At 69.5% G+C, this 25,711-nt stretch carries 26 protein-coding genes and 1 tRNA gene; 6 read left to right on the top strand and 21 right to left on the bottom strand.

What is annotated here, in order from left to right; translation table 11 throughout:
• Positions 1-152: 152 nt before the first annotated feature.
• The 3 genes from WC969_04430 (at position 153) to WC969_04420 (ending at position 4,027) form a co-directional block, all read left to right on the top strand.
• A tRNA-Met gene (locus WC969_04430) sits at positions 153-229 on the top strand.
• Between the two features lie 65 nt (positions 230-294).
• Positions 295-3,591, top strand: a complete 3,297-nt coding sequence (locus WC969_04425) for a PAS domain S-box protein (GenBank protein ID MFA6029084.1) — start codon at positions 295-297, stop codon at positions 3,589-3,591.
• Positions 3,592-3,646: 55 nt separating this feature from the next.
• Positions 3,647-4,027, top strand: coding sequence for a response regulator (locus WC969_04420; GenBank protein MFA6029083.1), 381 nt, complete (start codon positions 3,647-3,649; stop codon positions 4,025-4,027).
• A gap of 4 nt (positions 4,028-4,031) precedes the next feature.
• On the opposite strand, the gene WC969_04415 is transcribed toward WC969_04420, so the two are convergent.
• The 10 genes from WC969_04415 to WC969_04370 form a co-directional block, all read right to left on the bottom strand.
• The gene (locus WC969_04415; protein ID MFA6029082.1) at positions 4,032-4,457 is read right to left on the bottom strand and encodes a response regulator; all 426 of its coding nucleotides are present in this window, start codon (positions 4,455-4,457) and stop codon (positions 4,032-4,034) included.
• Positions 4,458-4,517: 60 nt separating this feature from the next.
• Entirely contained in the window at positions 4,518-5,279 is a 762-nt protein-coding gene (locus WC969_04410) for a response regulator transcription factor (protein ID MFA6029081.1), read from the bottom strand.
• The gene (locus tag WC969_04405) at positions 5,245-5,517 is read right to left on the bottom strand and encodes a histidine kinase dimerization/phospho-acceptor domain-containing protein (protein MFA6029080.1); all 273 of its coding nucleotides are present in this window, start codon (positions 5,515-5,517) and stop codon (positions 5,245-5,247) included. Before WC969_04405 ends, WC969_04410 begins: the two co-directional genes overlap by 35 nt.
• Positions 5,504-6,553, bottom strand: a complete 1,050-nt coding sequence (locus WC969_04400; GenBank protein MFA6029079.1) for a response regulator — start codon at positions 6,551-6,553, stop codon at positions 5,504-5,506. The genes WC969_04405 and WC969_04400 overlap by 14 nt, the downstream gene beginning before the upstream one ends.
• The gene (locus WC969_04395) at positions 6,550-7,011 is read right to left on the bottom strand and encodes a response regulator transcription factor (protein ID MFA6029078.1); all 462 of its coding nucleotides are present in this window, start codon (positions 7,009-7,011) and stop codon (positions 6,550-6,552) included. Before WC969_04395 ends, WC969_04400 begins: the two co-directional genes overlap by 4 nt.
• A gap of 16 nt (positions 7,012-7,027) precedes the next feature.
• Positions 7,028-7,915, bottom strand: coding sequence for a FlgO family outer membrane protein (locus tag WC969_04390; GenBank protein ID MFA6029077.1), 888 nt, complete (start codon positions 7,913-7,915; stop codon positions 7,028-7,030).
• A gap of 98 nt (positions 7,916-8,013) precedes the next feature.
• Positions 8,014-10,095, bottom strand: a complete 2,082-nt coding sequence (gene glgX / locus WC969_04385) for a glycogen debranching protein GlgX (GenBank protein MFA6029076.1) — start codon at positions 10,093-10,095, stop codon at positions 8,014-8,016.
• Between the two features lie 535 nt (positions 10,096-10,630).
• Positions 10,631-10,819, bottom strand: coding sequence for a translation initiation factor (locus WC969_04380; GenBank protein MFA6029075.1), 189 nt, complete (start codon positions 10,817-10,819; stop codon positions 10,631-10,633).
• A 34-nt stretch (positions 10,820-10,853) separates the two neighbouring features.
• Positions 10,854-11,339, bottom strand: a complete 486-nt coding sequence (locus tag WC969_04375) for a PH domain-containing protein (protein ID MFA6029074.1) — start codon at positions 11,337-11,339, stop codon at positions 10,854-10,856.
• Positions 11,333-11,962 (bottom strand): Rhomboid family protein, encoded by a 630-nt coding sequence (locus WC969_04370; protein MFA6029073.1) that lies wholly within the window; start codon positions 11,960-11,962, stop codon positions 11,333-11,335. Before WC969_04370 ends, WC969_04375 begins: the two co-directional genes overlap by 7 nt.
• Positions 11,963-12,000: 38 nt before the next feature.
• On the opposite strand from WC969_04370, the gene orn reads away from it, so the two are divergent.
• Positions 12,001-12,555, top strand: a complete 555-nt coding sequence (orn, locus tag WC969_04365) for an oligoribonuclease (protein ID MFA6029072.1) — start codon at positions 12,001-12,003, stop codon at positions 12,553-12,555.
• 34 nt (positions 12,556-12,589) lie between these two features.
• Here the strand turns inward: orn and WC969_04360 are convergent, their stop codons facing one another.
• The 3 genes from WC969_04360 to ispG are packed head-to-tail and all read right to left on the bottom strand — an operon-like array spanning position 12,590 to position 15,604.
• Positions 12,590-13,249 (bottom strand): YdcF family protein, encoded by a 660-nt coding sequence (locus tag WC969_04360; GenBank protein ID MFA6029071.1) that lies wholly within the window; start codon positions 13,247-13,249, stop codon positions 12,590-12,592.
• Positions 13,250-13,283: 34 nt separating this feature from the next.
• The gene (locus WC969_04355) at positions 13,284-13,628 is read right to left on the bottom strand and encodes a hypothetical protein (GenBank protein MFA6029070.1); all 345 of its coding nucleotides are present in this window, start codon (positions 13,626-13,628) and stop codon (positions 13,284-13,286) included.
• Entirely contained in the window at positions 13,601-15,604 is a 2,004-nt protein-coding gene (gene ispG, locus WC969_04350) for a (E)-4-hydroxy-3-methylbut-2-enyl-diphosphate synthase (GenBank protein ID MFA6029069.1), read from the bottom strand. The genes WC969_04355 and ispG overlap by 28 nt, the downstream gene beginning before the upstream one ends.
• Positions 15,605-15,688: 84 nt before the next feature.
• On the opposite strand from ispG, the gene WC969_04345 reads away from it, so the two are divergent.
• Positions 15,689-16,174, top strand: a complete 486-nt coding sequence (locus WC969_04345) for an SH3 domain-containing protein (protein MFA6029068.1) — start codon at positions 15,689-15,691, stop codon at positions 16,172-16,174.
• Positions 16,171-16,629, top strand: coding sequence for a tRNA (cytidine(34)-2'-O)-methyltransferase (locus tag WC969_04340; protein MFA6029067.1), 459 nt, complete (start codon positions 16,171-16,173; stop codon positions 16,627-16,629). Before WC969_04345 ends, WC969_04340 begins: the two co-directional genes overlap by 4 nt.
• Positions 16,630-16,728: 99 nt before the next feature.
• On the opposite strand, the gene WC969_04335 is transcribed toward WC969_04340, so the two are convergent.
• From WC969_04335 to shc, 8 genes are read right to left on the bottom strand one after another with little or no spacing between them, the layout of a single operon-like run.
• Complete coding sequence (locus WC969_04335; protein ID MFA6029066.1) at positions 16,729-16,923, bottom strand: hypothetical protein; 195 nt, start codon at positions 16,921-16,923, stop codon at positions 16,729-16,731.
• Positions 16,920-17,906: a 4-hydroxy-3-methylbut-2-enyl diphosphate reductase gene (ispH, locus tag WC969_04330; protein MFA6029065.1), complete on the bottom strand. Its 987-nt coding sequence runs from the start codon at positions 17,904-17,906 to the stop codon at positions 16,920-16,922. Before ispH ends, WC969_04335 begins: the two co-directional genes overlap by 4 nt.
• Positions 17,903-19,813: a 1-deoxy-D-xylulose-5-phosphate synthase gene (gene dxs, locus WC969_04325; protein ID MFA6029064.1), complete on the bottom strand. Its 1,911-nt coding sequence runs from the start codon at positions 19,811-19,813 to the stop codon at positions 17,903-17,905. The genes ispH and dxs overlap by 4 nt, the downstream gene beginning before the upstream one ends.
• A gap of 10 nt (positions 19,814-19,823) precedes the next feature.
• Positions 19,824-20,771 carry a polyprenyl synthetase family protein gene (locus tag WC969_04320; GenBank protein ID MFA6029063.1) on the bottom strand — a complete coding sequence of 316 codons (948 nt, stop codon included), beginning with the start codon at positions 20,769-20,771 and terminating at the stop codon, positions 19,824-19,826.
• On the bottom strand, positions 20,768-21,442 hold the full coding sequence (locus WC969_04315) for a hypothetical protein (GenBank protein MFA6029062.1): 675 nt from the start codon (positions 21,440-21,442) through the stop codon (positions 20,768-20,770). Before WC969_04315 ends, WC969_04320 begins: the two co-directional genes overlap by 4 nt.
• Positions 21,439-22,461 carry a hopanoid-associated sugar epimerase gene (gene hpnA, locus WC969_04310; protein ID MFA6029061.1) on the bottom strand — a complete coding sequence of 341 codons (1,023 nt, stop codon included), beginning with the start codon at positions 22,459-22,461 and terminating at the stop codon, positions 21,439-21,441. Before hpnA ends, WC969_04315 begins: the two co-directional genes overlap by 4 nt.
• Positions 22,461-23,570, bottom strand: coding sequence for an adenosyl-hopene transferase HpnH (gene hpnH, locus WC969_04305; GenBank protein MFA6029060.1), 1,110 nt, complete (start codon positions 23,568-23,570; stop codon positions 22,461-22,463). Before hpnH ends, hpnA begins: the two co-directional genes overlap by 1 nt.
• 22 nt (positions 23,571-23,592) lie before the next feature.
• On the bottom strand, positions 23,593-25,629 hold the full coding sequence (shc, locus tag WC969_04300) for a squalene--hopene cyclase (protein ID MFA6029059.1): 2,037 nt from the start codon (positions 25,627-25,629) through the stop codon (positions 23,593-23,595).
• Between the last annotated feature and the right edge of the window lie 82 nt (positions 25,630-25,711).

The following is a 25,711-nucleotide window of genomic DNA, read 5'->3' as shown; positions in this document are numbered from 1 at the left end:
AAGTCCTGGACCCCTTGCGGGAACCGGGGGGATATGTTAAACATAAAGAACGGCAACAACGGCATACCGGCGGGTCGCCGTTGCCGCCGTCGATGGCTGCGTCGGGCGGACGGGGGGCTTGACTTCGCAGGGGGGGCGTGCTATCCTAACCCTGCGGGGTAGAGCAGCCTGGTAGCTCGCAAGGCTCATAACCTTGAGGTCGGTGGTTCAAATCCACCCCCCGCACCCATTTCGAAGCACTTTCGAACCTGAGACGAGAAATGTCAGGACCGGACCCGCCGAGAGGCGGGTTTTGTGTTTTACGGACTGAAAAGCTCGATCCGATTCCGATGGGCGACCCTTCGCGCGTCGCAGAGCATCGCGCTGACCGCGCTCTTCGCCGCCTTCCTCGCCGGGGTCTGGATCATGTCGGCCGCGTACCTACGGCTCGAATACGCGGCGGAGGTCCGCGTCGTCGCGTCCCGATTGGAGGCCGCCGGCGAGGCCCGCATGCGCGAGTCTCAGGCCTGGCTGAGGGACCGGGAGAACGAAGCCCACTACGTCGCCCGCTCCTCCGCGCTTGCAGGAGCTCTGCGCGGAGATACGGTCTCCCGGCGGCAGTTCACCGAAGAGATTGAACACCTGCGCGGCTCGCACAACTACAGCGCGTTCTGCCTCCTCGACGCCGCCGGCGCCCTGCGGCTGAGTACGCGCGGTTCCGCCGATCTCTGCCGCGCCGCGGGCAAGAGTGGGATCGCCGTCTTCCAAAGCAAGGAGTTCAGCATCCTCCTCCACGGCAAGACCCCCGAGACGAGCATGTTCGGCTTCTGCTCCCGGGCGCCCGGACTCCACGGCCCCCGCGTCTGCGGTTGGTCCCCGCTCGCGGGGGCGTTCCTGCAGATCTTCCGACAGGAGCAGCCCGGACTTGAAAGCGGCGAGACCCTTCTCGTCTGCAGCGACCCACGCGACGGGAGCATCCTCTTCCTTACCCCGGTGAAGTTCCGCACGGACGATGGGGAGTTCCTCCGATTGAGCGCGGAGCGCCGCGAGGTCGCGGCGTGGTCGGCGCTGAAGGATCCCTCGCCGTTCCGCTCCTACCTGGACTACCGCGGAGAACGCGTGTTCGCGTCCACTCTGCGCATGCCGATGACCGGCTGGGGCGTCGTCCGTAAGTTGGACCGCTCCGAGGCCCTCAAGCGCTTCTGGACGCACGCCCTGCTGCTCCTCGTCGCCGCGCTGTCGCTCACGGGGATGTGCTCCCTCCTCCTCTCGCTCTTCCGGCGGGAACAGCACCGGCGCCGGCTCGACGAGGAGCTCCGCCGGCTGCGCGAACGCGAGGCGGCCCAGCGGGCCGTCAACGACGTCGAACGCCAGCGCCTCCTCCTCATCGACAGCATGCTCAACGGCTTCGCGCAGCACGAGATCATCCTCGACGCCGGAGGGCGGCCATGCGACTACCGGTTTCTGGACGTGAACCAGTCCTTCGAACGGCTCACCGGCCTGCGCCGCGCGCAGGTGCTCGGCCGCACCGTGCGCGAGGTCCTGCCGGGCATCGAGGACGAGTTCATCCAGCGCTACGGGAAAGTCGCTTTGACGGGTGTCCCGGATTCCTTCGTGTCGGCTTCCGCTCAGCTCGGGAAGACCTACGAGGTCTACGTCTACCGGACCTCGCCCCTGCACTTCGCCGTCCTCTTCAACGACGTCACGGAGAGGATGAGGACGCACGAGGACCTGCGCAAGAGCGAGCAGCGCTTCCGGGCGGCTCTCGAGGCCAGCGCCGTCTCCGTGTGGGAGCAGGACGGAGCGCTGCGCTACACCTGGATCCACAACCATCCGCTCCACGACCCGAAGACCTCCATCGGCCGAAGCGACGAGGAGCTCCTCTCGCCGGAGGACCGGGAGAAGATCGTCCCCGAGAAGCTGCACGCCCTGCGCGAGGGCCGCCTCGTGCGCGACATGGTCTTCCTGACCATCCGCGGAGAGAATCGCGCCTTCGACCGCCGGCTGGAGCCCCTTCGCGCACCGGACGGCTCCGTGCGTGGGCTGCTCGGCGTCGCGGTGGACGTCACGGAACAGATGCGCGCCTTGCGCGTCTACAGGGAGAGCGAGGCGCGCCTGCGTGCGCTCGTCGAGTGCACCCCGGTCGCCATCGGCATCTTCAGCTCGGAGAGCATCGAGCTGGCCAACGAGCCCTTCGCGCGTCTGTTCGGCTTCAAGAGCCCGGACGATGCGATCGGGACGGACCCCGCCGTCCTGTTCGCCGAAAGGGTTCGCCCCGACATGGAGCGGACCTTCCACCGGCGGCTGAAGGGGGGGGACGCTCCCGCCGTCTATGAGACCCTGGCCCGGCGCGTCGACGGCAGCGTCTTCCCCATGCTCGTCCAGGCCGGGAGGACCGTCCTCAAGGACGCGCCGGTCGTCATCGTCCATCTCACCGACCTCACCGAACGCAAGCGCCTGGAGGAGCAGCTTCGCCAGAGCCAGAAGATGGACGCGGTCGGCCGGCTCGCGGGAGGCGTCGCCCACGACTTCAACAACATCCTGACCGCCATCCAGGGTTATGCGGAGATGCTCCACTCCCAGTTCCCGGCCGACGACCCGCGCCGGGAAGACCTCAAGGAGATCCTCGACGCCTCCGAACGCGCGACCGCGCTGACCCAGCAGCTCCTCGCCTTCAGCCGCCGGCAGGTGCTCGCTCCGATCGTGCTGAACCCGAACGGACCCATCGAGAAGATCACGCGCATGCTCCAGCGTCTGCTCGGCGAGGACATCAAGCTCACCCTGCAGCTCGACCCCGAGCTCGACTGCGTCCGCATCGACCCGGGCCAGTTCGAGCAGGTGCTCATGAACCTCGCGGTCAACGCGCGCGACGCGATGCCCCGAGGCGGGTCCCTCGCCATCGGGACCACGAACGTGCTCATCGACGAGGAGTTCGTCCTGCGTCATCCCGGGCTCGCCCCGGGACCCTGCGTGCAGCTCTTCGTCAGCGACAGCGGGAAGGGCATCCCCCGAGAGCAGCTCGAACGGCTCTTCGAACCCTTCAACACCACCAAGGAGAAGGGGACGGGCCTCGGACTGGCCACGGTCTACGGCATCGTGCGCCAGAGCGGAGGCATCGTCGAGGCCGAGAGCGCCCCGGAGATGGGGACCGTCTTCAAGATCTACCTGCCGGCGTGCGCCGCGCCGCCCGGGGCGGCGCCGGGCCTCACGGGGACGGCCGTCAAGCTCCCGGGAGGGAGCGAGACGGTGCTCCTCGTCGAGGACGAAGCGGTCGTGCGCAAGCTCGCCCGGCGCATCCTGGAGAAGGCCTGCTACAAGGTCATCGAGGCGAAGAGCGGGGACGAGGCCCTGCGCCTCGCCGGCGAGCACTCCGGAGAGATCGACCTCCTCCTCACCGACGTGGTCATGCCCGGCATGAGCGGCCGCGAACTCGGGGAGCGCATCGCCCCTTTGCGGCCGCGGCTCAAGAAGCTCTACATGTCGGGCTACACCGACGACGCCATCCTCCGTCACGGGGTGCTCGAGCAGGGCATCCCCTTCCTGCAGAAGCCCTTCAGCCGGCAGTCCCTCCTCACGGCGCTGCGCCGCGTCCTCGACGACGCGCCGAATTAAGATTCTCTTAAAGCGGCCCTAAGCGTCGCGTCAGCTCCGGGGCCTACCCTATGACATGGACCCCACGAGCCCCCGGCGCGCGCGCATCCTCATCGTCGAAGACGAGGACCTCATCCGCCGACTCCTTCAGCGCACGCTCACGACGCGCGGCTGGGAGACCTCGGCCGTCCCCGGGGGGGAGGCGGCCCTCTGCGAGGCCGCTCGCGTCGAGTTCGACGCGGTCGTCTGCGACCTGATGATGGAGGGGCTCGACGGCTTCCAGACCCTCTCGCGGCTGAAGGAGGCGCATCCCGCGCTCGTCTGCGTCGTGATGACGGCCTTCGATACCCCGGAGAACCGTCTCAAAGCCGAGCGGTTGGGGGCGGGGGGCTTCGTGGCGAAGCCCTTCGGCGTGGACGAGCTGGACCGTCTTCTGCGTTCCCTGCTGGGAGTCTGAAGGACTACGCGTTCTTGTCGGGAGGCGGGGCCGGGCTCTCCGCGTTGCGGCGCCGGAGGGCCTTGAGCCGCGCGCGGAGTTCGGCGGGGTCGAAGGGCTTCGTCATGTAGTCGTCGGCGCCCAGCTCGAGCACCTCGACCTCGGTGTGGGTCTCGATGAGGCCCGTGAGGACGAGGATGGGGAGCTCGCGCGTGCGCTCGTCGCGCCGCAGGGCCCGGCAGACGGAGCCGCCGTCGAGCGAGGGCATGCAGAGGTCGAGCACCACGAGGTCGGGGAGCTGGGCGAAGGCGGTCGCGAGCGCTTCCTTCCCGTCGCTCGCCTCGAGGACGCGGAAGCCGTGCCCGACCAGGGAGCGGGAGACGACCGTCCGGACGAGCTTCTCGTCGTCGACCACCAGGACCACGGGTTCGTCCGTCTTGGGTGCGCTCATGCCGATAGTGTAGCCCCGGGGGCTGAACGCCCCCTGACGCCGACCTTAAGTAAACCTGAACTACTCCTCGAACTTGTAGCCGTGCCCGGTCACGCTGACGATGTGGCGGGCGGCCTTGGGGCCGAGCTTCTTGCGCAGGTGCGAGACGTGGACTTCGACGGTGCCGGGGTCGTTGTAGTCGGCCGGGTCGTAGCCCCAGACGGTCTCGAGGAGGTAGGGGACGCTGAGGGCTCTCCCGGCGCCCGCGATGAGGGAAGCGAGAAGGTCGAACTCCTTGCGGGTGAGGGAGACCTCATGGCCGGAGACCCTGGCCGTGCGGCCGGCGGGGTCGAGCTCGATGCCGCACTTGCGCAGCCGCTCGGTCATCCCCGCGCGGGCCGCGTAGCGGCGCAGGACGGCCTGGATGCGCGCGCGCAGGACGGGCAGCGAGAAGGGCTTGAGGATGTAGTCGTCGGCCCCGCCCTCGAAGCCGGCGAGCACGTCGCGCTCCTCGATCTTCGAGCCCGACATGATGATGACCGGCGTCGAGGTCGTCGCGGCCTCCTTCTTGAGGACGCGGCAGACGGCGTGGCCGTCGAGGCCGGGCATCTGGGCGTCCACCAGGATGAGGTCGGGCCGGGACTCGCGCACGAGGACGAGGGCCTCGGAGCCGTTGTCGGTGTGGACGACGGAGTAGCCGTTCTGGGTCAGGTATTTGGAGATGAGCCCGCGGATGGTGCGGTCGTCGTCGACCACCAGGATCTTGCGCAGCGGAGCGGGAAGGTCGGAGGGGAGGGGGAGCGGCGCCTCAGCTCCCTCCGTCTTTTTCTTCGACGGGACCATGTCCAGATGATACCATCTGCGACCCCGCTACCGCCATACCGTCTTCGTCGGTGAGCAGCCCCCGGACGGCGCTGCGGCAGCGGAAGCTCTGCGCCTGGATGTGCTCGAGCGCCTCGCGCTGGAAGGGGGTCAGCCCGCCTCCCTGAAGGAGCAGCTGGCAGTAGCCCAGGATCCCCGTCAGGGGGTTGTTGATCTGGTGCGCCACGCGGCGGCAGAGGACGCGCTCATGCTCGGTCATAGTAGGGGCTCCCCCCCGCTTCGGGGCGGAGGATGTTCGCGGCGCGATTGAGGCCCGCGGCCTCGAGTCGGGCGGCGGCGGCCGCCTGCGCCGCGGTCGCGGCGTCGTTGCGCCGGTCCGCGGCGTAGGCGCTGCGCCCGTTGGGGACGCGCGATTTGACGAAGCGCTTCATCTCGGAGGCGATCTCGACGACCTTGGCGTAGTGGCCGAGCGCCCGGCGCTCGGTGCTGGCGATGCCGGCCGAGAGGGTGAGGAGGGGGAAGGCGCGGGCCGTCCCCTGCCGGTCGACGGTGTGGATGGCCCCGCGCTCCCGGTCGGCGGGGGTGTAGAAGAACGGAGCGCGGCGGTCGAAGAGGTCGGCCGCCTGGCGGGCGACGAACCCCGCGCGCTCGGGCGTGGTGATCGCGACGAAGTCGTCTCCGCCGATGTGGCCGAGGAAGTCGCGCTCACCGCCCTCCGCGCGCAGGGCCTCGAGGAGGATCTTCGCGGTCTCCCGGAGGACCTCGTCGCCGTTGGCGTAGCCGTAGACGTCGTTGTAGGCCTTGAAGTTGTCCAGGTCGAAGTAGACGAACGCGAAGGGCGCCTTCGCGCCGATGCGCCGCCCGACCTCCTCCTCGACGGCGGGGCTGCCGGGCAGACAGGTGAGGGGGTTCGCGCTGAGGTCCCGCGCTCGGCGCCGCAGGAGGCTGTCGACGCGCGCGCCGAGCTCCTCGGTCGAGAAGGGCTTCGTGATGTAGTCGTCCGCTCCGAGGTTGAGGCCGGCGACGCGGTCGTCGACCTGGGAGAGGCCCGTCAGGAGGATGACCGGGATCGAGCGCAGGCGCTGGTCCTCGCGCAGCAATGAGAGCACGGCGAGGCCGTCCTTGCCCGGCATCTTGACGTCGAGCAGGATGAGCGCGGGCTTCTCCGCGATGGCCATGCGCACGGCCTCGTCGCCGTCGCACGCGCACAGGATGTCCCGGGTGACTCCGAGGGCCCGGCTGAGGAGGCGGCGCACCCCCGCGTCGTCGTCGGCGACGAGGATCTTGGCTTTCATGCGGCCTCCGGCGACGCGACGAGAGGCGCGGTCGCGAGGTTCGGCGCAGCGACGAGCGGCTCGACCGCGAGCCCGCAGCGGCGCACGAGCGCGGCGACCCGGGCGCGGAGCTCGTCGATGTCGAAGGGCTTGGAGAGGTAGTCGTCGGCGCCCATCTCGAGGAGCTCCACTTCCGTGTGCTCGCCGCCCAACCCGGTGAGGACGAGGATGGGGATGTCCCGGGTGCTCGCGTTCTCGCGCAGGGCACGGCACACCGTGCTTCCGCTGAGCCGCGGCATGCAGAGGTCGAGGATGACGAGGTCGGGCTTCTCCGCGAAGACGGCATCGAGCGCCTCGCGTCCGTCCGCGGCCTGGACCACGCGCCGGCCGGGGGCGCTCAGGCAGCGGGAGAGGATCGACAGCACGACCGGCTCGTCATCCGCGACCAGGACCGTGAGTTCCTTCGTGTTCATATCCATGTTCGACTCCTCGCGGTCAAAGACCGCACTCCCGATGCAGAGAGAAGGCCGCGCGGTCGGACGCCACGAAGCGCCGCACCTCGTGAGGGGCGAGTTCGGGGATGGATTCGCGCGCGTACCACTCCTTCATGCGCTGATAGAAGAGCTGCTTGAGCAGTGGGTCGGTGATCGTCGAGCCGGGGTTGTGCGTGAGCTTGGAGAGGTCGGCGCCCTTGCGCAGCTGCAGCGCCCAGAAGCGCGCCTTGAGGTCGAGGACCTGGCGCTCGAGCACGTCGACGCGCTCGGCGGCGTCCGTGCAGTCGGTCTGGGAGACCGCGTCGCGCAGTTCGGCCGGGCCGGACTCGAGGATGGGCGGGGGCTCCACGGGGAACGCCGGGATCGGGACGGCCCAGAAGGGGTCGGAGGACGAGGACGGAGCGCCCTGCTCGAACCACTCCCGAGCCACTCGGCATTCCTCGGCCGCGAGGATGACGCCGGTCTCGACGTCGATGAAGCGGGCGTTGATGACGGCCTCGCTGCCCATCGCCACGAAGCTCCCGGTCACGACGGCATCCACCGCGAAGACCTGGCCGATCCTCTTGAGGGTGGCGGGGTTGAGGACGCCGAGGCGGCCGAGGTAGTGTTCGCCCATGAGCTTCCTGAGCAGAGAGCGCTCGACCGCCTGGATCTTCCCCTGGCGCACGAGCTGGGTGAGGAGCTTCTCGGAGATGTTCCAGCCCTCGGCGCTGCTGCCGCCGTCGGCGGGCTCGAAGGGGAGCACCGCGACGCGCTGGACGCGGCCGTCGGCCGCACGGACGAAGGTCTTGGCCATCGACTTGAATCCGTTCGAGGCCTGGGCCGGCGGGACGAAGAGCGTTCCGAGAGCCGCTGCGAGAAGAAGGCGCTTCAGAGTGAGGAGCTTCATGCCGATAGCGTAGCCCCCGCGCCTTAAACGGCGCTGAGCGGGGGCTTAACTCCGGCTTAACTGTGCTTTCGCCCGTCGGCAGGCCGACGGGCGAAGGTTTACTTGCCGACGAGGACGACGGAGCTGCGCGGGTTGACGATGTAGAAGCCCTGCGGGTCGAGCTCGACCTCGAGGCCGGGGTCCGCGAAGTCCTCCCCCGGGGGGAGGCTCGTGTCGATGATCCGTCGCCAGCGCTTGCCGCGCGGAGGCGGCGGCAGGTCCACGTGCTGGACCGTGTGGGCGGTGTGGTAGATGAAGAGGAGCGGCGTGTCGAGCATGAAGCAGAGGGTCCTCGACTCGGGGTCGTCCCAGCGCGGTGCGCGCAGGTCGGGCCCGAACCAGGCGACGTCGGGCACGACGTCGCCCTCCTGCCCCTGCCCCAGGTTGAAGCGGCGGCTCTGAAGGATAGGGTAGGCCTTCGTCATCGCGATCGCCTTGCGCACGAAGAGATGGAACTCGGCGTTCTTCTCCAGCAGGCTCCAGTCGAGCCAGCTGAGCTCGTTGTCCTGGCAGTAGGCGTTGTTGTTGCCGCGCTGGGTGCGCAGCATCTCGTCGCCGGCCAGGAGCATGGGGGTGCCGCAGGAGAAGAGAAGATGGCAGATCTGGTTGCGCACGAGCTGGCGGCGGATCTTGAGCACGACGGGGTCGGAGGTGCCGCCCTCGGCGCCGCAGTTCCAGGAGTCGTTCTGGTCGCTGCCGTCGCGGTTCTCCTCTCCGTTGGCCTCGTTGTGCTTGGAGTCGTAGCTGACGAGGTCGTTGAGGGTGAAGCCGTCGTGGCAGGTGAGGAAGTTGATGCTGTTGTAGGCCGAGCGGCCGTCGTCGTTGTAGAGGTCGGCCGAGCCGGTGATCCTCCAGCCGACCTCGCGCAGCATGCCCGCGTCGCCCTTGGCGAAGCGCCGCATGGAGTCGCGGAAGCGGCCGTTCCACTCCGACCAGTCGACCGGGAAGTTCCCCGCCTGGTAGGTTCCGATGTCCCAGGGCTCCGCGATGAGCTTGATGCGGCTGAGGACCGGGTCCTGGGAGACCGCGGTGAAGAACGCCGAGGTCTTGTCATACTCGCCGTCTTTGCGCCCGAGCACCGAGGCGAGGTCGAAGCGGAAGCCGTCGACCTGCAGGACCTCCACCCAGTAGCGCAGGGAGTCCATGAGCAGGCGCACGACGGCGGGGTGGTTCGCGTTGAAGCTGTTCCCGCAGCCGGTGAAGTTGCGGTAGAAGCGCCCCGGCTGTCCGTCGGGGCCGGCCAGCGAGTAGTAGGTCGGGTTGTCGATGCCCCGGAAGGAGATCGTGGGGCCGAGCTCGCTGCCCTCGCCGGTGTGGTTGTAGACGACGTCGAGGATGAGCTCCATGTCGTTGCGGTGGAGCTCCCGCGCGAGGGTCTTGAACTCGTCGACCTGGCAGCCCGGACGACGGCCGGCGGCGTAGGAGGACTCCGGCGCGAAGAAGCCGACGGTGTTGTAGCCCCAGTAGTTGGTCCGGCCGCGCTCGGTGAGGAAGTCCTCGACGTAGAACTCGTGGACGGGGAGGAGCTCGACCGCGTTGACCCCCAGGGACTTGAGGTAGGGGATCTTCTCGATGAAGCCCAGGTAGGTCCCGGGGTGGCGCACCCCGGAGTTCGGGTTCGCCGTGAAGCCCTTGAGGTGGGTCTCGTAGATGATGAGCTTCTCGAGGGGGATCTGGGGCTGCTCGACGCCCTGCCAGTCGAACTCCTCGGAGACGACGATGGACTTGGGGACCCGGCGGGCGTTGTCGTTCTCGGCGAGCGAGAGGTCCTTGCGCGGGTCGTCGGGGTCGTAGGCGAGCAGGCGGTTCTCCTCGTTGCGGAACTTCCCGCTGAGCGCCCGGGCGTAGGGGTCCATGAGCAGCATAGACGAGTTGAAGCGCAGGCCCTGCTCCGGCCGATGGGGCCCGTGCACGCGGTAGCCGTAGAGCTGGCCCGCCTTCAGCCCGTGCACGAAGACGTGCCAGACATAGCGGTCGCGATGCTCGAGGCGGATGACGTCCGAGGGGGCGGAGGAGGGGGAGTCGAAGAGGAGGAGTTCGACGGCCTCGGCGTGCTGGGAGTAGAGCGCGAAGTTGACGCCCTCGGGGATGAGGGTCGCACCGAGAGGGTAGAAATGCCCGGAAGAGGTCTTCTTCGCCATGCGCCGATTATGCGATATAAGGCCGGGAACCCGCTAGGAGTCCTCTCCTTATTATTGCGGGTTCCCGGTCCTTATCCTGCTCCCGGCGTAGCGAAACAGGCATTCGCCTAGACCCGCTCCGAGCAACCCCCAGCAGACTCCCCCAAAAAGAGCCCGATACCTAAGGGAGATGATCTGTGTGCCTGCAAAGGGTGTGCCAAAGAGCGACGAAGAGTAGGGCTGGAGCGATCGCCATAAAACCGAGGAACGGGAAATGGACATGAACGTCCCCGGAAGACGGCATGCAGAACATAAGACCGACGAGATGAATGCTGATGGCGAGAGCAATGCCGGCTAACCAGCACATCCATCGACGCATACTCAGAGACATCGGCGACCCTCAAGGGGATGGGAGGGCGCTGCTCCGTCCGGCAGGGCATGTCGGAGCCCCGTCCGGCTTGTTTGCGGACGGGGTGAGACCTGAGCGGCGGCCCGCGTCACGGGCCGACCGCGTCCCGGCCGAACGGAGCGGTGCCGGGCCCCATCCCCGTAAGCGTCAGCCGCCATGTCGTTTGACGAGATAGCCAAGGGTTTCGAGTTCCTTCTGCACCCGCTCGCGATGGTCGCCCTGGAAGACGAGCGCTCCGCCGTCCACGGTGCCGCCGCAGGCGAGGCGCTTCTTGAGGTCCTTGAGGAGATGCTCCTTCAGGGTGGGATGCATGAGGAGGCCCTCGAGGCGGGTCACCCCGCTCCCTTTGCCCTGGCGGAGGAAGGAGAGCTTAACCGGCTGCGGCTGGGGTCTGCTGGGCTTGTCCATCGTCGCACGTCCTCCCGCGGCGGGCGCGCCGCGCGGCGTCGAGCACCGTCTCGGGGTCCGCGACGTCTTCGAAGAGCAGGGGGCCCGCGTCGGGCGCTTTCGGGACGCCGAGCACGTCGCCGAGTCCGAGGAGCCGCTGAGAGAGGGAGCGGCGCAGGTCCAGGCGTTCGAGGGCGTCGAACTCGAGTTCGCGCGTCGTGTGGAGGAGCAGTCCCTCCCGCGCGCGCAGGCGTTCGCTCGTGATGCGGTAGTCGCGCCGCAGGCGGCGGAGGACGGCGGCCAGGACCGCCGCGAGGGCGCTGGCCGCGCAGACCGATGCGGGCACGGGCCGCTCGGTCCCGAGGAGGAGCCCCGCGAGCACGGCGAGGACCGCGGCGCTCGAGAGCTCGAAGAGGGCCGCGCGCAGGGCGGGACGGCCCCGCCAGAGCAGCTTCTCGGGACTCACCATCGCCGCCGCCGGAGGCGTCCGCGCAGATCGCGCGCGTGGGCGGGGCCGAAGAACACCGCGTAGTTGAGGATCCCCGCCGCGGTCGTCAGGCGGGAATCCCAGCTTCCGGCGAGCAGCGTCCAGAGGATCCCCGCCCAGGCGAAGGCCGCCAGCCATTTGACCTTGACCGGCAGGACGAAGAAGAGGAGGAGTTCGAAGTCGGGGAAGAGGGCCGCGAAGGCGAGGAAGATGCTCGCGTTGAGCGGCATGTTCGAGAGGCCGCGCCCGGTCGCCAGCGAGGCGCCGAGGAGGGCGAGCGCCCCGAGGAGGTAGAAGAGGTTGAAGCGGAAGTCTCCCCATTCGCGCTCGAGGGCGCCGGCATAGACGAAGAGCAGGTAGAGCCAGAGGAGCATCCAGACGGGGTGCGTCGTCGGAGGGACGAAGAGGAAGGTCAGGGCGCGCCAGGGCTGCCCCGAGACGAGGAGAGCGGGGTCGAGGGCGAGCAGGGACGGGAAGTCCGGCTTGACCAGCGAGAGCGCCCAGACCGCGGCGTTCATCGCGACGATGAAGAGCCCGAGGTTCTCCAATGCCCAGGGGCCCAGTCTGCGCTCGAGCCGTCCGATCCAGCCGGGGAGTTCAGCCATATCGCACGGCTATTCTATATTTATAGAATGCCGGACACATGCAGGATCAGCGCAACCTCGTCTGGATGGACCTCGAGATGACCGGCCTGGAGCCCGACCGGGACCGCATCCTCGAGATCGCCACCATCATCACCGACGGCCAGCTCAACACCCTGGCCGAGGGGCCCGTGCTCGCCATCCACCAGCCGCCGGAGGTCCTCGAGCGGATGGACCCCTGGTGCGTCGAGCATCACGGGTCCTCGGGCCTGACCCAGCGCTGTCTGGAGTCCAAGGTCACCGTCGAGGAAGCGGAGCGGATGACGCTGGATTTCGTCCGGGAGTACTGTCCGAACCGCGCGGTCCCGCTCTGCGGGAACTCCATCCATCAGGACCGGCGCTTCCTCGTGCGCTACATGCCGAAGCTCAACGAGTACCTGCACTACCGGATCGTGGACGTGAGCTCCTTCAAGGAAGTCCTGGAGCGCTGGTACCGCGACGATTTCGCCCGCCCCAGCAAGCGCAAGTCCCACCTCGCGCTGGATGATATCCGGGAGTCCATCCTCGAGCTCTCCGAGTACCGCAAGCGCTTCTTCGTCCCCATAAAGCCCGACTAGCCGGTGGCCCTCCCTTCATGGGGAGGGGGGATGGTCAGGAGACGAACGGAGTGTCTTCGAGCTTCGATATGAAGCGGCCGCCCAGAAGGTAATACAGCATCTTCGTCCCCTCGAGTACGGCGCTGCGCGCGAGGTCCTGGCGCGTCCACCAGCGGCGGGTGAACTCCTCGTAGGGCGTCGCGCAGACGAGGACCTTCGTGCCGGGCAGGGCCCGACGGAAGACGAGCCGCGCACGGCGTGCATGCCAGCGCGAGGTCACGACGAGGACGGTCTTGCCCCGCAGGTCGAGCGACCGTCGCAGGGCGAGGGCCTCGTTGACCGTGCTCATCACCCCGTCCCCATAGAGTCGGATCCGCGCGGGGGGGACCCCCAGGCGCAGGAGGATGTCGCGGTGGACCTCCTCCTCCGCCGGTATGCGCGTGCCCAGAGCGAGGGCCTTGAGCTCGGCCGGGGCGCGGTAGGGGCGCGAGACCCAGACCTCGGGCGCGAGGCCGTGCTTGTAGAGGTCTGCGGCGTGGAAGGGTCGGGAGTAGGCGCCGGCGAGGAGGACGATGAGGTCGGCCTTCCGCGGCTCGTCGGAGCAGTCCAGCCACCAGGCCGTCGCGGCGAGCCCGGCGGCGGCGGCGCAGACGAGTGCGGCGGCTCCCAGAAGGAGCCGCCGCAGGGGCTTGGGAAAAGGCGCAGGGAAGTTCATGCGTCCCGACGGGGTTCCCCGTCGAGGGACTCCGTCAGTTCCCTTCGGACTTGCGGCCGTGCGCGCCGCAGGAGCACTGGCACCACTCGGGGTGCGGCTGCCCTTCGCGCCAGCCCTTCTCCTCGAGGTTCGTCTTCACCCAGCAGGGGTAGCAGAGCATGAGGCGGTTGATGGGCTTGTTCTCTCCGCAGCGGCGGCAGAGACCTCGGGACGGCGGGCTCGGCTTGTCGATCTTGTCGAGGTCGACGTCCTTCTCGGTCGCCTCGTCTTCCTCGGCGGAGGGCTCGCGGGACTTCGCGAGGATCTCCTCGAGGAGTCGGTCCACTTCGGTCTGGGTCTCGGTCGCCATGGTCACTCCCGCGCCGGCGGTTCGCTCCACCGGCCGTTCTTCCGGATGAGCGCGATGAGGGCGTCGTCGGCCTCGGCGGAGGGGACGCCCTTCTGCACGCAGTCCTTCCCGACGTAGAGATTGATCTTTCCCGGCGCGCCGCCGACGTAGCCGAAGTCCGCGTCCGCCATCTCGCCCGGACCGTTGACGATGCAGCCCATGACGGCGATCTTGACCCCCTTGAGGTGGCGCACGCGCGCGCCGATGCGGGCGGAGGCGCTCTGGATGTCGAAGAGCGTGCGGCCGCAGGAGGGGCAGGAGACGAGCTCGGCCTTCACGACGCGCGCGCCCGCGCCCTGCAGGACGTCGTAGAGCAGACGGAGCGACTCGGCGGGTCGGAGCCCCGAGACGATCCCGGCGCTGTCGCCGAGCCCGTCGCAGAGGAGCCCTCCGACGAGCAGAGAGGCCTCGAGGACCCGCAGTTCGGCGTCCTCCTGGGCGGGGGCGCGCAGGTGGAGCGGGGCCTTCGAGCCGGCCGCGGCCAGCCGCGCGCAGAGCAGGCGGTACTCCTGGAGCGGGGAGCGGCCCTCCGCGGACGCGCACAGCTGCGCGAGCGCGGGGACGCCCTCGCGGCGGCAGACGGCCTCCCGCGCGGCGCAGTGCCCGGCGTCGCGGCCGGAGGCGAGGACGGGCTTCCCGGCGGTCTTCGCCGCCCGCACGAAGCCGGCCCAGGCCTCCTCGTCGGGGGCGCAGAAGGCGGCGAGGTCGCAGAGCGGGAGCCCCTCGCTCAGGAGCGCGGGGTCCCTGAAGCGGGCGAGGAAGGCGAGGCGCGAGGAGTGTGCGCCGAGGGCCGCGCGCAGGTCCTTCAGGCGGGTCCGGTCCGCGGGCGCCGCGACCTCGAGCTCCAGCACCTCGGGCTCGAGCTCTCCGCCGCGCAGGAGCGCCTCGATCTCCTCGGCGCCGACGCCCGCGTCGACGGCCGCGAAGGCCCGCACGGGGTGGCGCTCTCCGATGCGGAAGGGTCCGACCCGGACGGACGCGCTCTCCCGCCGGGCGTAGGAGAAGAGGTCGGCGCAGAAGGGGGCCGGGGCTTCGACCGGGGCCGGCGGCGGGGGCGCGGCGGGCCCGAAGCGGCGCGCGAGCGCGCGGCAGACCGGGAGCTCGAACTCCGGGTCCTCGGTGAGGGAGACGCGGATCGTGTCGCCGAGCCCGTCCTCGAGGAGGGCGCCGATGCCGATGGCCGACTTGATGCGTCCGTCGACTCCGCCGCCGGCCTCCGTGACGCCGAGGTGGAAGGGGTAGTCCATGCCGGCCTCGGACATGCGCGAGGAGAGGAGGCGATAGGCCGCGACGGTGACCTTGGGGTTGGAGGCCTTCATGGAGAAGACGAGCTCGCGATAGCCGAGCTTCTCGCAGATCCGCGCGTACTCGAGCGCGGACTCGACCATCCCGGCGGGGGTGTCCCCGTAGCGGTTGAGGATGCGGTCCGAGAGGGAGCCGTGGTTGGCGCCGATGCGCAGCGCGCGGCCCAAGCGCTTGAGCTTCTCGACGAGGGGGGTGAAGGCCTCCTCGATGCGCGCGAGCTCTCGGGCGTACTCGGCTTCCCCGCCTCCGCGCGAGGCGGAGCGCTTGCTGTCGGCGAAGTTCCCGGGGTTGATGCGGACCTTCTCGACGAACTCGGCCGCCTCGAGGGCGGCCTGGGGGGAGAAGTGGATGTCGGCGGCGAGAGGGACGTCGACGCCTCGGCGCAGGAGCCCGGCCTTGATGCGGCCGAGCGCGCGGGCGTCCTCGACGGTCGGGGCGGTGACGCGCACGAGCTCGCAGCCCGCCTCGACGAGCCGCAGGGCCTGGGCGACGGCGGCCTCGACGTCCGAGGTCGCCGTCGTGGTCATCGACTGGAGGCGGATGGGCTCGTCGCCGCCGATCGCGAGCTTCCCGGCCCGCACGACGCGGGTGCGGCGGCGGCCGTAGCGGAAAGGGTCGGAGCCGGGGAAGAGGCGCTGGAGCGTCGCTGCGGGGGAGGCCATCGGCGCCGTCATTATACCATTTCCCCGTCGGGAGAGGGACCGGCGCAGATTGAAAAGTCCTTTCGTTTCCGGCATAATCCCTCCATGACCCGACCTCGAACCCTTCTCATCCTCGCGTTGCTCGCCTTCCTGGCGTCCCCGCCGTACGCGCAGACCCCCGAGAAGGAGTTCTACAGCGTGAAGCCCGTGAAGGTCTCCGTGCGCGAAGAGCCCGAGACGACGGCGAAGAAGCTGTGGACGATGTGGAAGTTCTGTCCGGTCGAGGTCGTCAGCTACCGCGGCGACTGGGTCCGCGTGCGGGACTTCGAGGGCGACCTGGGCTGGCTGAGGAAGGTCGACCTTTCGGAGATCCCGACGGTCGCGGTCGTCCGCAAGGACGTCGCCCTGCGCAAGTCCCCGGCGAAGGACGGGAAGGTCCTCTGGCTGCTCGAGAAGGGCTATGCCCTGCGCGTCTTCGGCGCGAAAGGGGACTGGCTCGAGGTCTCGGACCTCGACTCCGCGTCCGGCTGGCTTCGAACCGAGGACGCCTGGGGCGCGCCGCCGCCGCCCTCCGCCCCGCCGGAACGGTGAACGTCGTCCTCGTCGAGCCGGAGATCCACTTCAACACCGGGAACGTCGGCCGCACCTGCGTCGGCACGCGCACGACCCTCCATCTCGTCGGCAAGCTCGGCTTCTCCCTCGAGGACAAGGAGATCCGGCGCTCCGGTCTGGACTACTGGCCGAAGCTCGACCTGCGGCTGCACGCGGACTTCGACGCCTTCCTCCTCCGCGCCGGACCCCGGGCCGAGCTCTTCTTCTTCAGCGCGGAGGGCGGCAAGAGCTTCTGGGAGGGGCGCTATCCGTCGGACGCCTACCTCGTCTTCGGGAAGGAGTCCGTGGGGCTGCCGACGGAGCTGCGGGAGCGCTACCGCGAGCGGCTCTTCTCGGTCCCCTACCGCTGCGGCGACGTGCGCTCCTACAACCTCTCCACGACCGCCGGCGTCGTCCTTTTCGAAGCCCTCCGCCAGAACTCCTGGAAGCCGTGAAACAGCGCCGGGGGCCCCTGTCGGGGTCCCCGGCGCTGTTTCACGAGGGCTTCGTTCTGCCGAGACTGCGGCCTGAAATCCCCGGTCAGGGAGCTCCGGTCAAGGAGCCACCGGGCGGTTGCACTTCGGGCACCAGCCGCCCAGCTTATCGTTGGGGTTCTTGCGCCCGAGCCGCACGATCGCCTTGCAGCCGGGGCAATAGACGTCGAGTCCGTTGAGTTCGATCTTAGGGAAATCCTTCTCGAAGACCCCGCGGTCCGTATAGCGCGGCGTCAGCCAGGCACCGATCTTCATGGGCGGCCTCCCCGCTTCTCCTCGACGAGCTTCTCGAGCTCTCTGGGGATGGAGAAGCGCATGTTCTCCCCGACCGTCTCGTCCTCGAGCACTTCGCGCACGCCGTACTCGCGGCGGCAGTGCGTGATGACTTCCTGCACCAGCACCTCGGGCGCGGAGGCCGAAGCCGTGAGACCGAGGGTCTTCACGCCCGCGAGCCACTCCGGGCGGATGTCGGCGGCGTTCTCGATGAGATAGGAGGGGCGGCCGAGCTTCTCCGCCACCTCGCGCAGGCGAAGCGAGTTCGAGCTGTTCGGCGCGCCGAGCACGAGCAGCAGGTCCACCCGGGGAACCAGCGACTTGACCGCGTTCTGCCGGTTCTGGGTCGCGTAGCAGATGTCGCCCTTCGCCGGCCCCGCGAGCTTCGGGAAGCGGCGCTTGAGGACGGCGACGATGCCGGCCGTGTCGTCGAGACTCAGCGTCGTCTGCGTGAGGTAGGCGACCCTCTCCGGGTCCGGGACGATGACTCCCTCGGCTTCCTCCACGGAGCCGACGACCCGGATGGCGTCGGGCGCCTCCCCGAGCGTGCCGATGGTCTCGATGTGGCGGCGGTGGCCGATGAGGATGATGGCGTAGCCCGCCTTCGCGTACGAGACCGCCTCGAAGTGGACCTTCATGACGAGCGGGCAGGTGGCGTCGATGACCCGGAGCTTGCGCTCGGCGGCCTCCCGGCGCACCTCCGGACCCACTCCGTGCGCTGAGAAGATGAGCCAGGAGCCCGGAGGGACCTCGGAGAGCTCCTCGACGAAGACGGCGCCCTTGCGGCGCAGTTCCTCGACGACGTGCCGGTTGTGGATGATCTCGTGACGCACGTAGACGGGCCCGCCGCAGACTTCGAGGGCCTTCTCCACGACGTCGATGGCCCGCACGACTCCGGCGCAGAAGCCGCGCAGGTGCGCGAGGACCAGGGTGTCGACGCGGACGGCGCCCGCCGGGACGCTCACCGGAGCTCCGCCTCCGTCCTCGCGGCGACCCAGGAGGCCACGCGGTCGGCGACGCGCTCCGGGCTGAGGCCGTAGGCGTCCCAGAGCAGGGGCAGCGAGCCGTGGGTGCAGAAGGCGTCGGGCAGGCCGATGCGCAGCACCGCCGGGCGCACGCGCTCGGAGAGCTCCGGCGCGGGCCCGTTCTGGAGGCCGGAGACCGCCTCGAGCACGGCGGAGCCGAAGCCGCCGTCGAGGACGTGGTCCTCGAGCGTCACGAGTCGCGGGGTCTTCTCCAGAGCTTCGGCGAGGAGCCGGCGGTCGAGCGGCTTGACGAAGCGCATGTTGAGCACGCCGGCGGAGATCCCGCGCTCGGCGAGGAGCTCCGCGGCCCTCAGCGCCGGGTAAACGGTGGCGCCGATCGCGCAGAGGGTGACGTCCGTCCCTTCCCGCAGCCGCGCGCCCTTCCCGATCCTCAGGGGTTCCGGAGCGGCGTCGAGCGGGATGCCGGTGCCGCAGCCGCGCGGATAGCGGATCGCGACGGGGGCGTCGAGGTCGAGCGCGGTCTTGAGCATGTGCTGGAGCTCGTTTTCGTCGGCAGGCGCCATGATCGTCATATGCGGGATCATGCGCAGCAGGGCGAAGTCGAACACCCCGTGATGGGTGGGGCCGTCCTCCCCGACGAGGCCGCCGCGGTCGAGGCAGATCACGACGGGGAGCTTCTGGAGGCAGACGTCGTGCTCGATCTGGTCGTAAGCGCGCTGGATGAAGGAGGAGTAGATGGCCACGACCGGCTTGAGGCCGGCGGCCGCGAGGCCCGCGGCGAAGGTCAAGGCGTGCCCCTCGGCGATGCCGACGTCGTAGTAGCGCTTGGGGAAGCGGTCGCGGAAGAGGTCCGTTCCCGTCCCCTCGGGCATGGCCGCCGTGATGGCGACGATCTTCTGATCGTCCTCGGCGAGGCGCACGAGGGTCTTGCCGAACACGGAGGTGTAGGAGGGGGGCGCCGGCTTCGGCGGCGCCATGCGGCCCGTCTGAACCTCGAACTTCCCCGGGCCGTGCCACATCAGGGGGTCCTCCTCGGCGTGGGCGTAGCCCTTCCCCTTCTGGGTGACGCAGTGCACGAGCACGGGGCCCTTGAGCTCCTTGATGTGCCGGAGCACGCGCACGAGCTGGTCGAGGTCGTGTCCGTCGATGGGGCCGAAGTAGGCGAAGCCCATCTCCTCGAAGAGCATGCCGGGGAAGAGGAGCACGCGGGCGCGCTTGGCGACGCGCAGGACCACCGAGCCCCAGAACTTGAAGCGCGCGAGGAACTTCTCGATGGACTTCTCGGCGTTGCGGACGGCGCCGAGGGTCAGCAGGCGCGTGAGGAAGACGCCGAGCGCCCCGACCCGGTGGGAGATGAAGCGCTGGTTGTCGTTGAGGATGACCAGGAGGTCGCTCTGCAGCATCCCGGCGTTCTGCAGGCCCTCGAAGCTCTCCCCGCCGGTCATGCAGCCGTCGGAGACCACGGCGACGACCTTGTGCTCCTCGCCGCGGACGTCGCGGGCGGCCGCGAAGCCGAGCGCGGCGGAGATGGCGGTGGAGGCGTGCCCGGCGCCGAAGGCGTCGTGCTCGGATTCGTCGCGCCGCAGGAAGCCCGAGAGGCCGTTGAATTGCCGGATGGTGTGAAAGCGCTCGAGGCGGCCGGTCAGGAGCTTGTGAGCGTAGGACTGCTGTCCCGTGTCCCAGAGGAGGCGGTCGCGCGGACTGTCGAAGACGTAGTGGAGCGCGACGGCGATCTCGGTGGCGCCGAGGCTCGAGCTGAGATGCCCGCCGGTCTTCGAGACGGTCTCGAGGATCTTCTGACGGATCTCGGCGGCGACGAGCGGAAGCTTCTCGGGCGGCAGACGCTGGAGGTCCCGGGGTCCGCGGATGTTCTGAAGCAGTTCCATGTGAAGCCTCCTAACGGTCTCGTGAGACGATGAAATCGGCCAGCGCGAGCAGGGGCTCGGCCTTCGCCCCGAAGACGGCGACCCGGCGGCGGGCCTTCTGCGCGAGCGTGCGCGCGAGCTCGCGCGAGCGCTCGAGGCCGTAGATGCGCACGTAGGTGAGCTTCCGGTTCTCGGAGTCGGAGCCGCGCTTGCCGAGCTTCTTCTTGTCCCCGACCACGTCGAGGACGTCGTCGGCGATCTGGAAGGCGAGCCCGGTGGCCAGGCCGTAGTCGCGCAGGGCCGCGCGCCGCGCGGGGCTCGCTCCGGCGAGCACGGCGCCGGCCTCGAGGCTCGCGGTGATGAGGGCCGCGGTCTTGTGGGTGTGGATGTAGTCGATGAGCCCGCGGGCCTCGCGGCCGCCCGCGCGGCGGAGCATGGCGTCGCTCCAGCCTTCCGCGTCGATGTCCGCGACCTGCCCGCCGACCATCCCGCGCGCGCCCGAGCCGGCCGCGATGACGCGGACGAGCTCGGCGGCGGAGCGGCCGTCGAGGCGCAGGTCGGCCGCGTTCTCGGCGGCGAGCTCGAAGGCGAGGGTCAGCAGCGCGTCGCCGGCGAGGATCGCGAGGGCCTCTCCGTAGACCTTGTGGTTGGTGGGCTTCCCGCGGCGCAGGTCGTCGTCGTCCATCGCGGGGAGGTCGTCGTGGATGAGCGAGTAGGTGTGGATCATCTCGAGGGCGCAGGCCGTCTTGAGCGCGCGGCGTCCCGGGAGACCGCAGCATTCGGCCGCGGTCATGACGAGGGCCGGGCGCAGACGCTTGCCGCCCGCCATCAGCGAGTAGAGCATGGAGTCCTTCACGCGGGGGGGCGCGGGGGCGAGGAAGGGGATGGGGGCGGCTGTGCGCCGCGCGAGGAGGCGTCGGAGCTCGGTCTCGACGAGCCGTCCCTGGGAGGAAAGGAAGCGTCCAAGGTCGAAAGTCATGCGGGCGTCACCTCTTCGAGCCAGCGCCTCAGGAAGGCGCAGAGTCTGTCCATCGCGGGCCGCTGCCGTCCGGCGAGCCGGAACATGCGGGGCAGCTCCCGCCAATTGCGCAGCCCGTAGGCCGCGAGGGTCCAGGGGGCGTCGTCGGCGGGGGCTTCCGAGGGGGCCGCTTCGGACGCGGCGTCGAGGATGACCCGCGCCGCCATGAACGGGAGGCCGCGCTCGGCGGCCCAGGAGCGCAGGGTCGCGCTCTCCATGTCCACCGCGGCCGCGCGCTGAGCCGCTCCCAGCGCGCGCTTCTGAGAGGGCTCCGTGAGCACGCGCTCGGAGTCCGCGAGCGGGCCCAGGTGGAGCGGCCCGGCGCCGGCCGCGGCCTTGCGGGCGGCCTCGAGCCAGTCCTGCGGGGCTCCGCGAAGGTCGATGACGAGCTCCCCGGGCCGGAGGTCGTCGCGCAGCGCGCCGGCGAAGCCGACGCTGACGAGCGCGCGCACGGGGGCGTCCTTCAGGGACGCGAGCGCCCCGCGCGTCCTCTCCGCGCCGACACCCGTGCGGAGCAGCCCGAGCTCCCGTCCGGCGCAGCGGCCGACGCGCAGCGGCCCCACGGCGCGCAGACCGAAGGCGTCGCAGAGGGGGCGGGTCTCCCAGGGGGTCGCGGCGGCGAGGAGGATCAAGCGCTCTCCTTGCGTCGGGCGGACGGGACGTAGCCGTTGTCCTCGAACCACTCCACGGCGTCCTTGAAGGCCTCCCGGGCGGGAGTCTGAGGAAGACCGAGCTCGCGAACGGCCTTCGAGGCGTCGTAGAACATGTGGTAGCGCGACATCCTCACCGCGTCGAGGGGAGCGATGGGCAGGGCGCCGGTCACGCGGCAGCGCGCGGTGTCCACCGCGGCGAAGGCCCAGGCGACGGCGTACGGCGTGCGGAAGCGCGGGGCGCTCAGGCCCGTGATCTGCGCGAGGAGGTCGAGGGACTGCTTGAGCGTGAGGTTCTGCCCGCCGAGGATGTAGCGCTCCCCGACGCGGCCCTTGAGCGCCGCGAGCCAGTGGCCCAGCGCCGCGTCGCGCACGTGCACGATGTTCAGCCCCGTGTCGACGTAGGAGGGCATGCGCCGGTTGAGGAAGTTCACGACGATGGCGCCCGTCGGGGTGGGCTTCACGTCCCAGGGCCCGATGGGGGTGGACGGGTTCACGACGACGACGGGGGCGCCCTTCGCGGCGAGTTCGAGCGCGGCCCGTTCGGAGAGCCACTTCGACTTCTTGTAGACGCCGACGATCTCGGAAGGGTCCCGGTACTCGCTGCCCTCGTCCGAGGGGGTCAGGGAGCCCGGGCGCGGCGGCTTGATCGCGGCGACGCTCGAGCAGTGGACGATGCGCTCGGCGCCCGCCGCGTGCCCCTCCTCGATGACGTTGCGGGTCCCGTCGACGTTGGCCGCGAGCATGGCCTGCGGGTCGGGGACCCAGATGCGGTAATCGGCGGCGACGTGGAAGACGTAGCGGACCCCGCGGCAGCCTTCGCGCAGGCTCGCGCGGTCGAGCAGGTCGCCGGTCACGAGCTCGACGGGAAGGCCCTTGAGGTTGTGGAGCTCGGCGCCCTTGCGCGCGAGCGCCCGGACTCTCAGCCCCTTCTCGAGGAGGAGGCGCACGAGGTTCGCGCCGACGAAGCCGGTCCCGCCGGTGACGAAAGCCGCGTCCACTATCTTTTCTCCTTGCAGCCGCAGGCCGGCGGCTGGGCGTCGGCGGCGGGCGTCGCCGGACGCGGAGCGGGGACCTCGGACTTGGCGGGCCCGCTCGAGGCCGCGTAGTCCAGCACCATCTCCAGGAAGCGGCCGAACGAGGAGAAGGAGTCGACGACGGAGGTCGGCTCGTAGCCCACGTGGGCCATGCAGTTCGCGCATTTCGGGTTGCCCGAAGCGCGGCCGTAGGCCTTCCAGTCCGTCGTCGCGAGGAGCTCCGCGAAGGTCTTCGCGGGCTCACCCTCGGAGATGAGGTAGCAGGGCCGCTGCCAGCCCAGGACGCTGCGCAGGGGGGTTCCCCAGGGGGTGCAGTCGTAGTCGCGCCGGCCCTCGAGGAAGTCGAGGTAGAAGGGGCTGTGGTTGAAGATCCAACCCTTCTTCCTCCAATCCTTGAGCGCCGCGCGGAACCACGCGCGCGTCCCCTCGTTCTTGAGGAACCGGTCCTGCACCGGGGCTTTCTCGTAGGCGTAGCCGGGGGAGATCGTGATGCCGTCGATCCCGAGCGCCATGAGGTCGTCGAAGAAGCCGCGGAAGACCTCGGGGTCCTGCCCCTCGAAGACCGTCGTGTTGGTGAAGACGTGGAAGCCCTTCTCCTTCGCGAGGCGGATCGCCGAGACCGCGGTCTTGTAGACGCCCTCGCGGCAGACCGCGTGGTCGTGGACCTTCTCCGGGCCGTCGAGGTGCACGCTGAACATGAACTGCGAGGAGGGCTTGAAGCGGCCGATGTTCTTCTCGAGGAGGAGCGCGTTCGTGCAGAGGATGACGTAGTGCCCGCGGGCGATGAGCCCCTCGACGATCTCCGTGATCTGCGGATGGATGAGCGGCTCTCCGCCGGCCACCGTGACGATGGGGGCGCCGCACTCCCGGGCGGCCTCCCAGCACTCTTCGGGGGTCATGCGCTTGCGCAGGATGTCGACGGGATACTGGATCTTCCCGCAGCCGGCGCACTCGAGGTTGCAGGCGAAGAGGGGCTCGAGCATGAGCACGAGCGGGTAGCGCTCGTCGCGGGAGAACTTGCGCGAGAGGATGTACTTGAACACGGCCAGCTGCATGCGGATCGGGACGGCCATCAGACCTCCGGAGGATTCGGCGTCAGAACGACGTCTTCAAGCGCTGCAGTTCGCTGCGGTAATGTCCGAGCGCGAGCAGCGGGAAGTTGTCGCGGTAGAGCGTGTACTCGAGGTAGAAGACGCGGGGGAAGCCCGTGCCGGTGTACTCCGTCTCGTCCCAGGTCCCGTCGGGGCGCTGGGTCGCGATCAGGTGCTCGACCCCGCGCTCGACGGCGGGGGAATCGGAGCGTCCGGCGGCCATCAGGGCCATGACGGCCCAGGCGGTCTGGGCGGGCGTCGCGGGACCCTCGCCCTTGCGCGCGGGGTCGTCGTAGGTCGCGCAGGTCTCTCCCCAGCCGCCGTCCGGGAGCTGGACGGACTCGAGCCAGTCGGCGGCCTTCTGGATCTCGGGGGCGCCCATGTCGTAGCCGATGGCGGCCAGGCCGCGCAGGGACTGCCAGGTCCCGTAGATGTAGTTGACGCACCAGCGGCCGTACCAGGAACCGTCCTCCTCCTGCTCGGCGAGGAGGAATTCCACGGAGGAATGCACGGCGGGGTAGCTCTCGTCGTAGCCGATGTAGCCGAGGAATTCGAGCACGCGGCCGGAGACGTCGACGGTCGGCGGGTCGATCATGGCGTTGTGGTCGGCGAAGGGGATCTTCGTGAAGATGTACTTCGTGTTGTCCTTGTCGAACGCTCCCCAGCCGCCGTTGCGCGACTGCATGGAGAGCAGCCAGTGTAGGCCGCGCAGGCAGGCCTTCTCGCGCAGGTGCGCGTCGGCTTCGTCGAGGTCCACGTGGCGCAGCGCGAGCATCACCATCGCGGTGTCGTCGATGTCCGGGTAGAAGGCGTTGTTGAACTCGAAAGCCCAGCCCCCGATGGGGCCGGCGGGGTTCGTGTAGCGCCAGTCCCCGGCGCGGCGGATCTCCTTGGAGATGAGCCAGCGCGCGGCGCTCACGAGCGCCGGATGGCGGCGGTCGAGCCCGGACTCGGCGAGGGCGATGAGGGAGATGGCGGTGTCCCAGACGGGGGAGACGCACGGCTGCATCTCGATCTTGTCCGGGCCGCGGTCGAGCTCGAGGGTCTCGAGGTGCTCGATCTGCTTCTTGAGCCGCGGGTCGCTGTCGGGATAGCCGAGGGCCTTCATCGCCATGATCGTGTTGACGATGCCGGGATAGATGGCGCCCAGCCCGTCGGAATCCTGGAGGCGCTCGAGCATCCAGTCCTCGGCGAGGCGCAGCGCCCAGGTGCGGATCCAGTGCCCGCCGCGGCCCTCCATGCCCTTGAGGAGCGAATCCCAGAGGAGGAAGAAGTTCGTCCAGGAGACCACCTCGTGCGGCGGCACGGCTTCGCTCAGAGGGATGTGGCGGCGGGAATCGGGGAAGAGCTCGTCGAGCCGCGCGTGGGGGGGGCAGACGAGCGTCGGGCGCTCGGACCAGATGATGGTGAGCGGGACGACGATGGCCCGGGTCCAGGACGACATCTCGTAGATGTTGAAATAGAACCAGTTCGGGAACAGCATGAGCTCGGGCGGGATGGAAGGGACCCCTCGCCAGTCGTAGAGTCCCCACATGGCCATGTAGAACTTGCTGTAGGTGTTGACCTTGTGGATGCCGCCGAGCTTGGCGATGCGCTCGCGGGCGCGGCGCATCGAGGGCTCCTCGGGACCGCGCCCGGCGAACTTGAGCGCCCAGTACGCCTTGACCGTGGCCGAGATCTCGGAGGGGCCGTTGCGGTAGATGGGCCAGCCGCCGTCGGCGTTCTGCTGCTCGAGGATGAAGTTCGCGTAGCGGCGCACCTTCGGCGAGTCCCCGCGCCCGAGGAAGTTCAGCAGCATGACCGTGTCGGAGTCGATGGTCGTGTCCGCGCGCAGGTCGGCGAGCCAGTAGCCGTCCTCCGTGTTCTGCCTGCGCAGGAGCGCTTCCTGGGACTTGCGGATGGCCTCCTCGAGGACCGAGGGGACCTCGTGCTCGGACCCTTCGTCCGCGGACGGCTTGAGACGCTCCGCCCACTGCCGGGGCTTGCGGAACATCGGGCGACCGAAAGGGGCGAGCCAGTCCTGTACGTACTTTCTGACCATTTAGATGTCCATTATACCATTAATGCATGGCCGCCTCTTCCGCTTGACCGCGCCCCCGATTTGAGCGAGAATCCCTCCCTCG

The sequence above is a fragment of the Elusimicrobiota bacterium genome (genome assembly GCA_041660925.1).
Classification (GTDB): Bacteria; Elusimicrobiota; Elusimicrobia; order UBA1565; family UBA1565; genus JBAZUV01.
This window is presented reverse-complemented; position numbering and strand designations above follow the sequence as displayed.

Excerpts from the sequence above, each read along its gene's own strand:
- WC969_04405 (MFA6029080.1), bottom strand. The coding sequence starts at position 5,517 with ATGACCGAGCATGAGCGCGTCCTCTGCCGCCGCGTGGCGCACCAGATC.
- WC969_04360 (MFA6029071.1), bottom strand. The coding sequence starts at position 13,249 with ATGAACTTCCCTGCGCCTTTTCCCAAGCCCCTGCGGCGGCTCCTTCTG.
- WC969_04400 (MFA6029079.1), bottom strand. The coding sequence starts at position 6,553 with ATGAAAGCCAAGATCCTCGTCGCCGACGACGACGCGGGGGTGCGCCGC.
- WC969_04375 (MFA6029074.1), bottom strand. The coding sequence starts at position 11,339 with ATGGTGAGTCCCGAGAAGCTGCTCTGGCGGGGCCGTCCCGCCCTGCGC.
- dxs (MFA6029064.1), bottom strand. The coding sequence starts at position 19,813 with ATGGAACTGCTTCAGAACATCCGCGGACCCCGGGACCTCCAGCGTCTG.
- ispG (MFA6029069.1), bottom strand. The coding sequence starts at position 15,604 with ATGGCCTCCCCCGCAGCGACGCTCCAGCGCCTCTTCCCCGGCTCCGAC.
- WC969_04335 (MFA6029066.1), bottom strand. The coding sequence starts at position 16,923 with ATGAAGATCGGTGCCTGGCTGACGCCGCGCTATACGGACCGCGGGGTC.
- WC969_04420 (MFA6029083.1), top strand. The coding sequence starts at position 3,647 with ATGGACCCCACGAGCCCCCGGCGCGCGCGCATCCTCATCGTCGAAGAC.
- orn (MFA6029072.1), top strand. The coding sequence starts at position 12,001 with ATGCAGGATCAGCGCAACCTCGTCTGGATGGACCTCGAGATGACCGGC.
- glgX (MFA6029076.1), bottom strand. The coding sequence starts at position 10,095 with ATGGCGAAGAAGACCTCTTCCGGGCATTTCTACCCTCTCGGTGCGACC.
- WC969_04410 (MFA6029081.1), bottom strand. The coding sequence starts at position 5,279 with ATGGTCCCGTCGAAGAAAAAGACGGAGGGAGCTGAGGCGCCGCTCCCC.
- hpnH (MFA6029060.1), bottom strand. The coding sequence starts at position 23,570 with ATGGCCGTCCCGATCCGCATGCAGCTGGCCGTGTTCAAGTACATCCTC.
- WC969_04370 (MFA6029073.1), bottom strand. The coding sequence starts at position 11,962 with ATGGCTGAACTCCCCGGCTGGATCGGACGGCTCGAGCGCAGACTGGGC.
- shc (MFA6029059.1), bottom strand. The coding sequence starts at position 25,629 with ATGGTCAGAAAGTACGTACAGGACTGGCTCGCCCCTTTCGGTCGCCCG.
- WC969_04390 (MFA6029077.1), bottom strand. The coding sequence starts at position 7,915 with ATGAAGCTCCTCACTCTGAAGCGCCTTCTTCTCGCAGCGGCTCTCGGA.
- WC969_04345 (MFA6029068.1), top strand. The coding sequence starts at position 15,689 with ATGACCCGACCTCGAACCCTTCTCATCCTCGCGTTGCTCGCCTTCCTG.
- WC969_04415 (MFA6029082.1), bottom strand. The coding sequence starts at position 4,457 with ATGAGCGCACCCAAGACGGACGAACCCGTGGTCCTGGTGGTCGACGAC.
- WC969_04320 (MFA6029063.1), bottom strand. The coding sequence starts at position 20,771 with ATGACTTTCGACCTTGGACGCTTCCTTTCCTCCCAGGGACGGCTCGTC.
- WC969_04395 (MFA6029078.1), bottom strand. The coding sequence starts at position 7,011 with ATGGATATGAACACGAAGGAACTCACGGTCCTGGTCGCGGATGACGAG.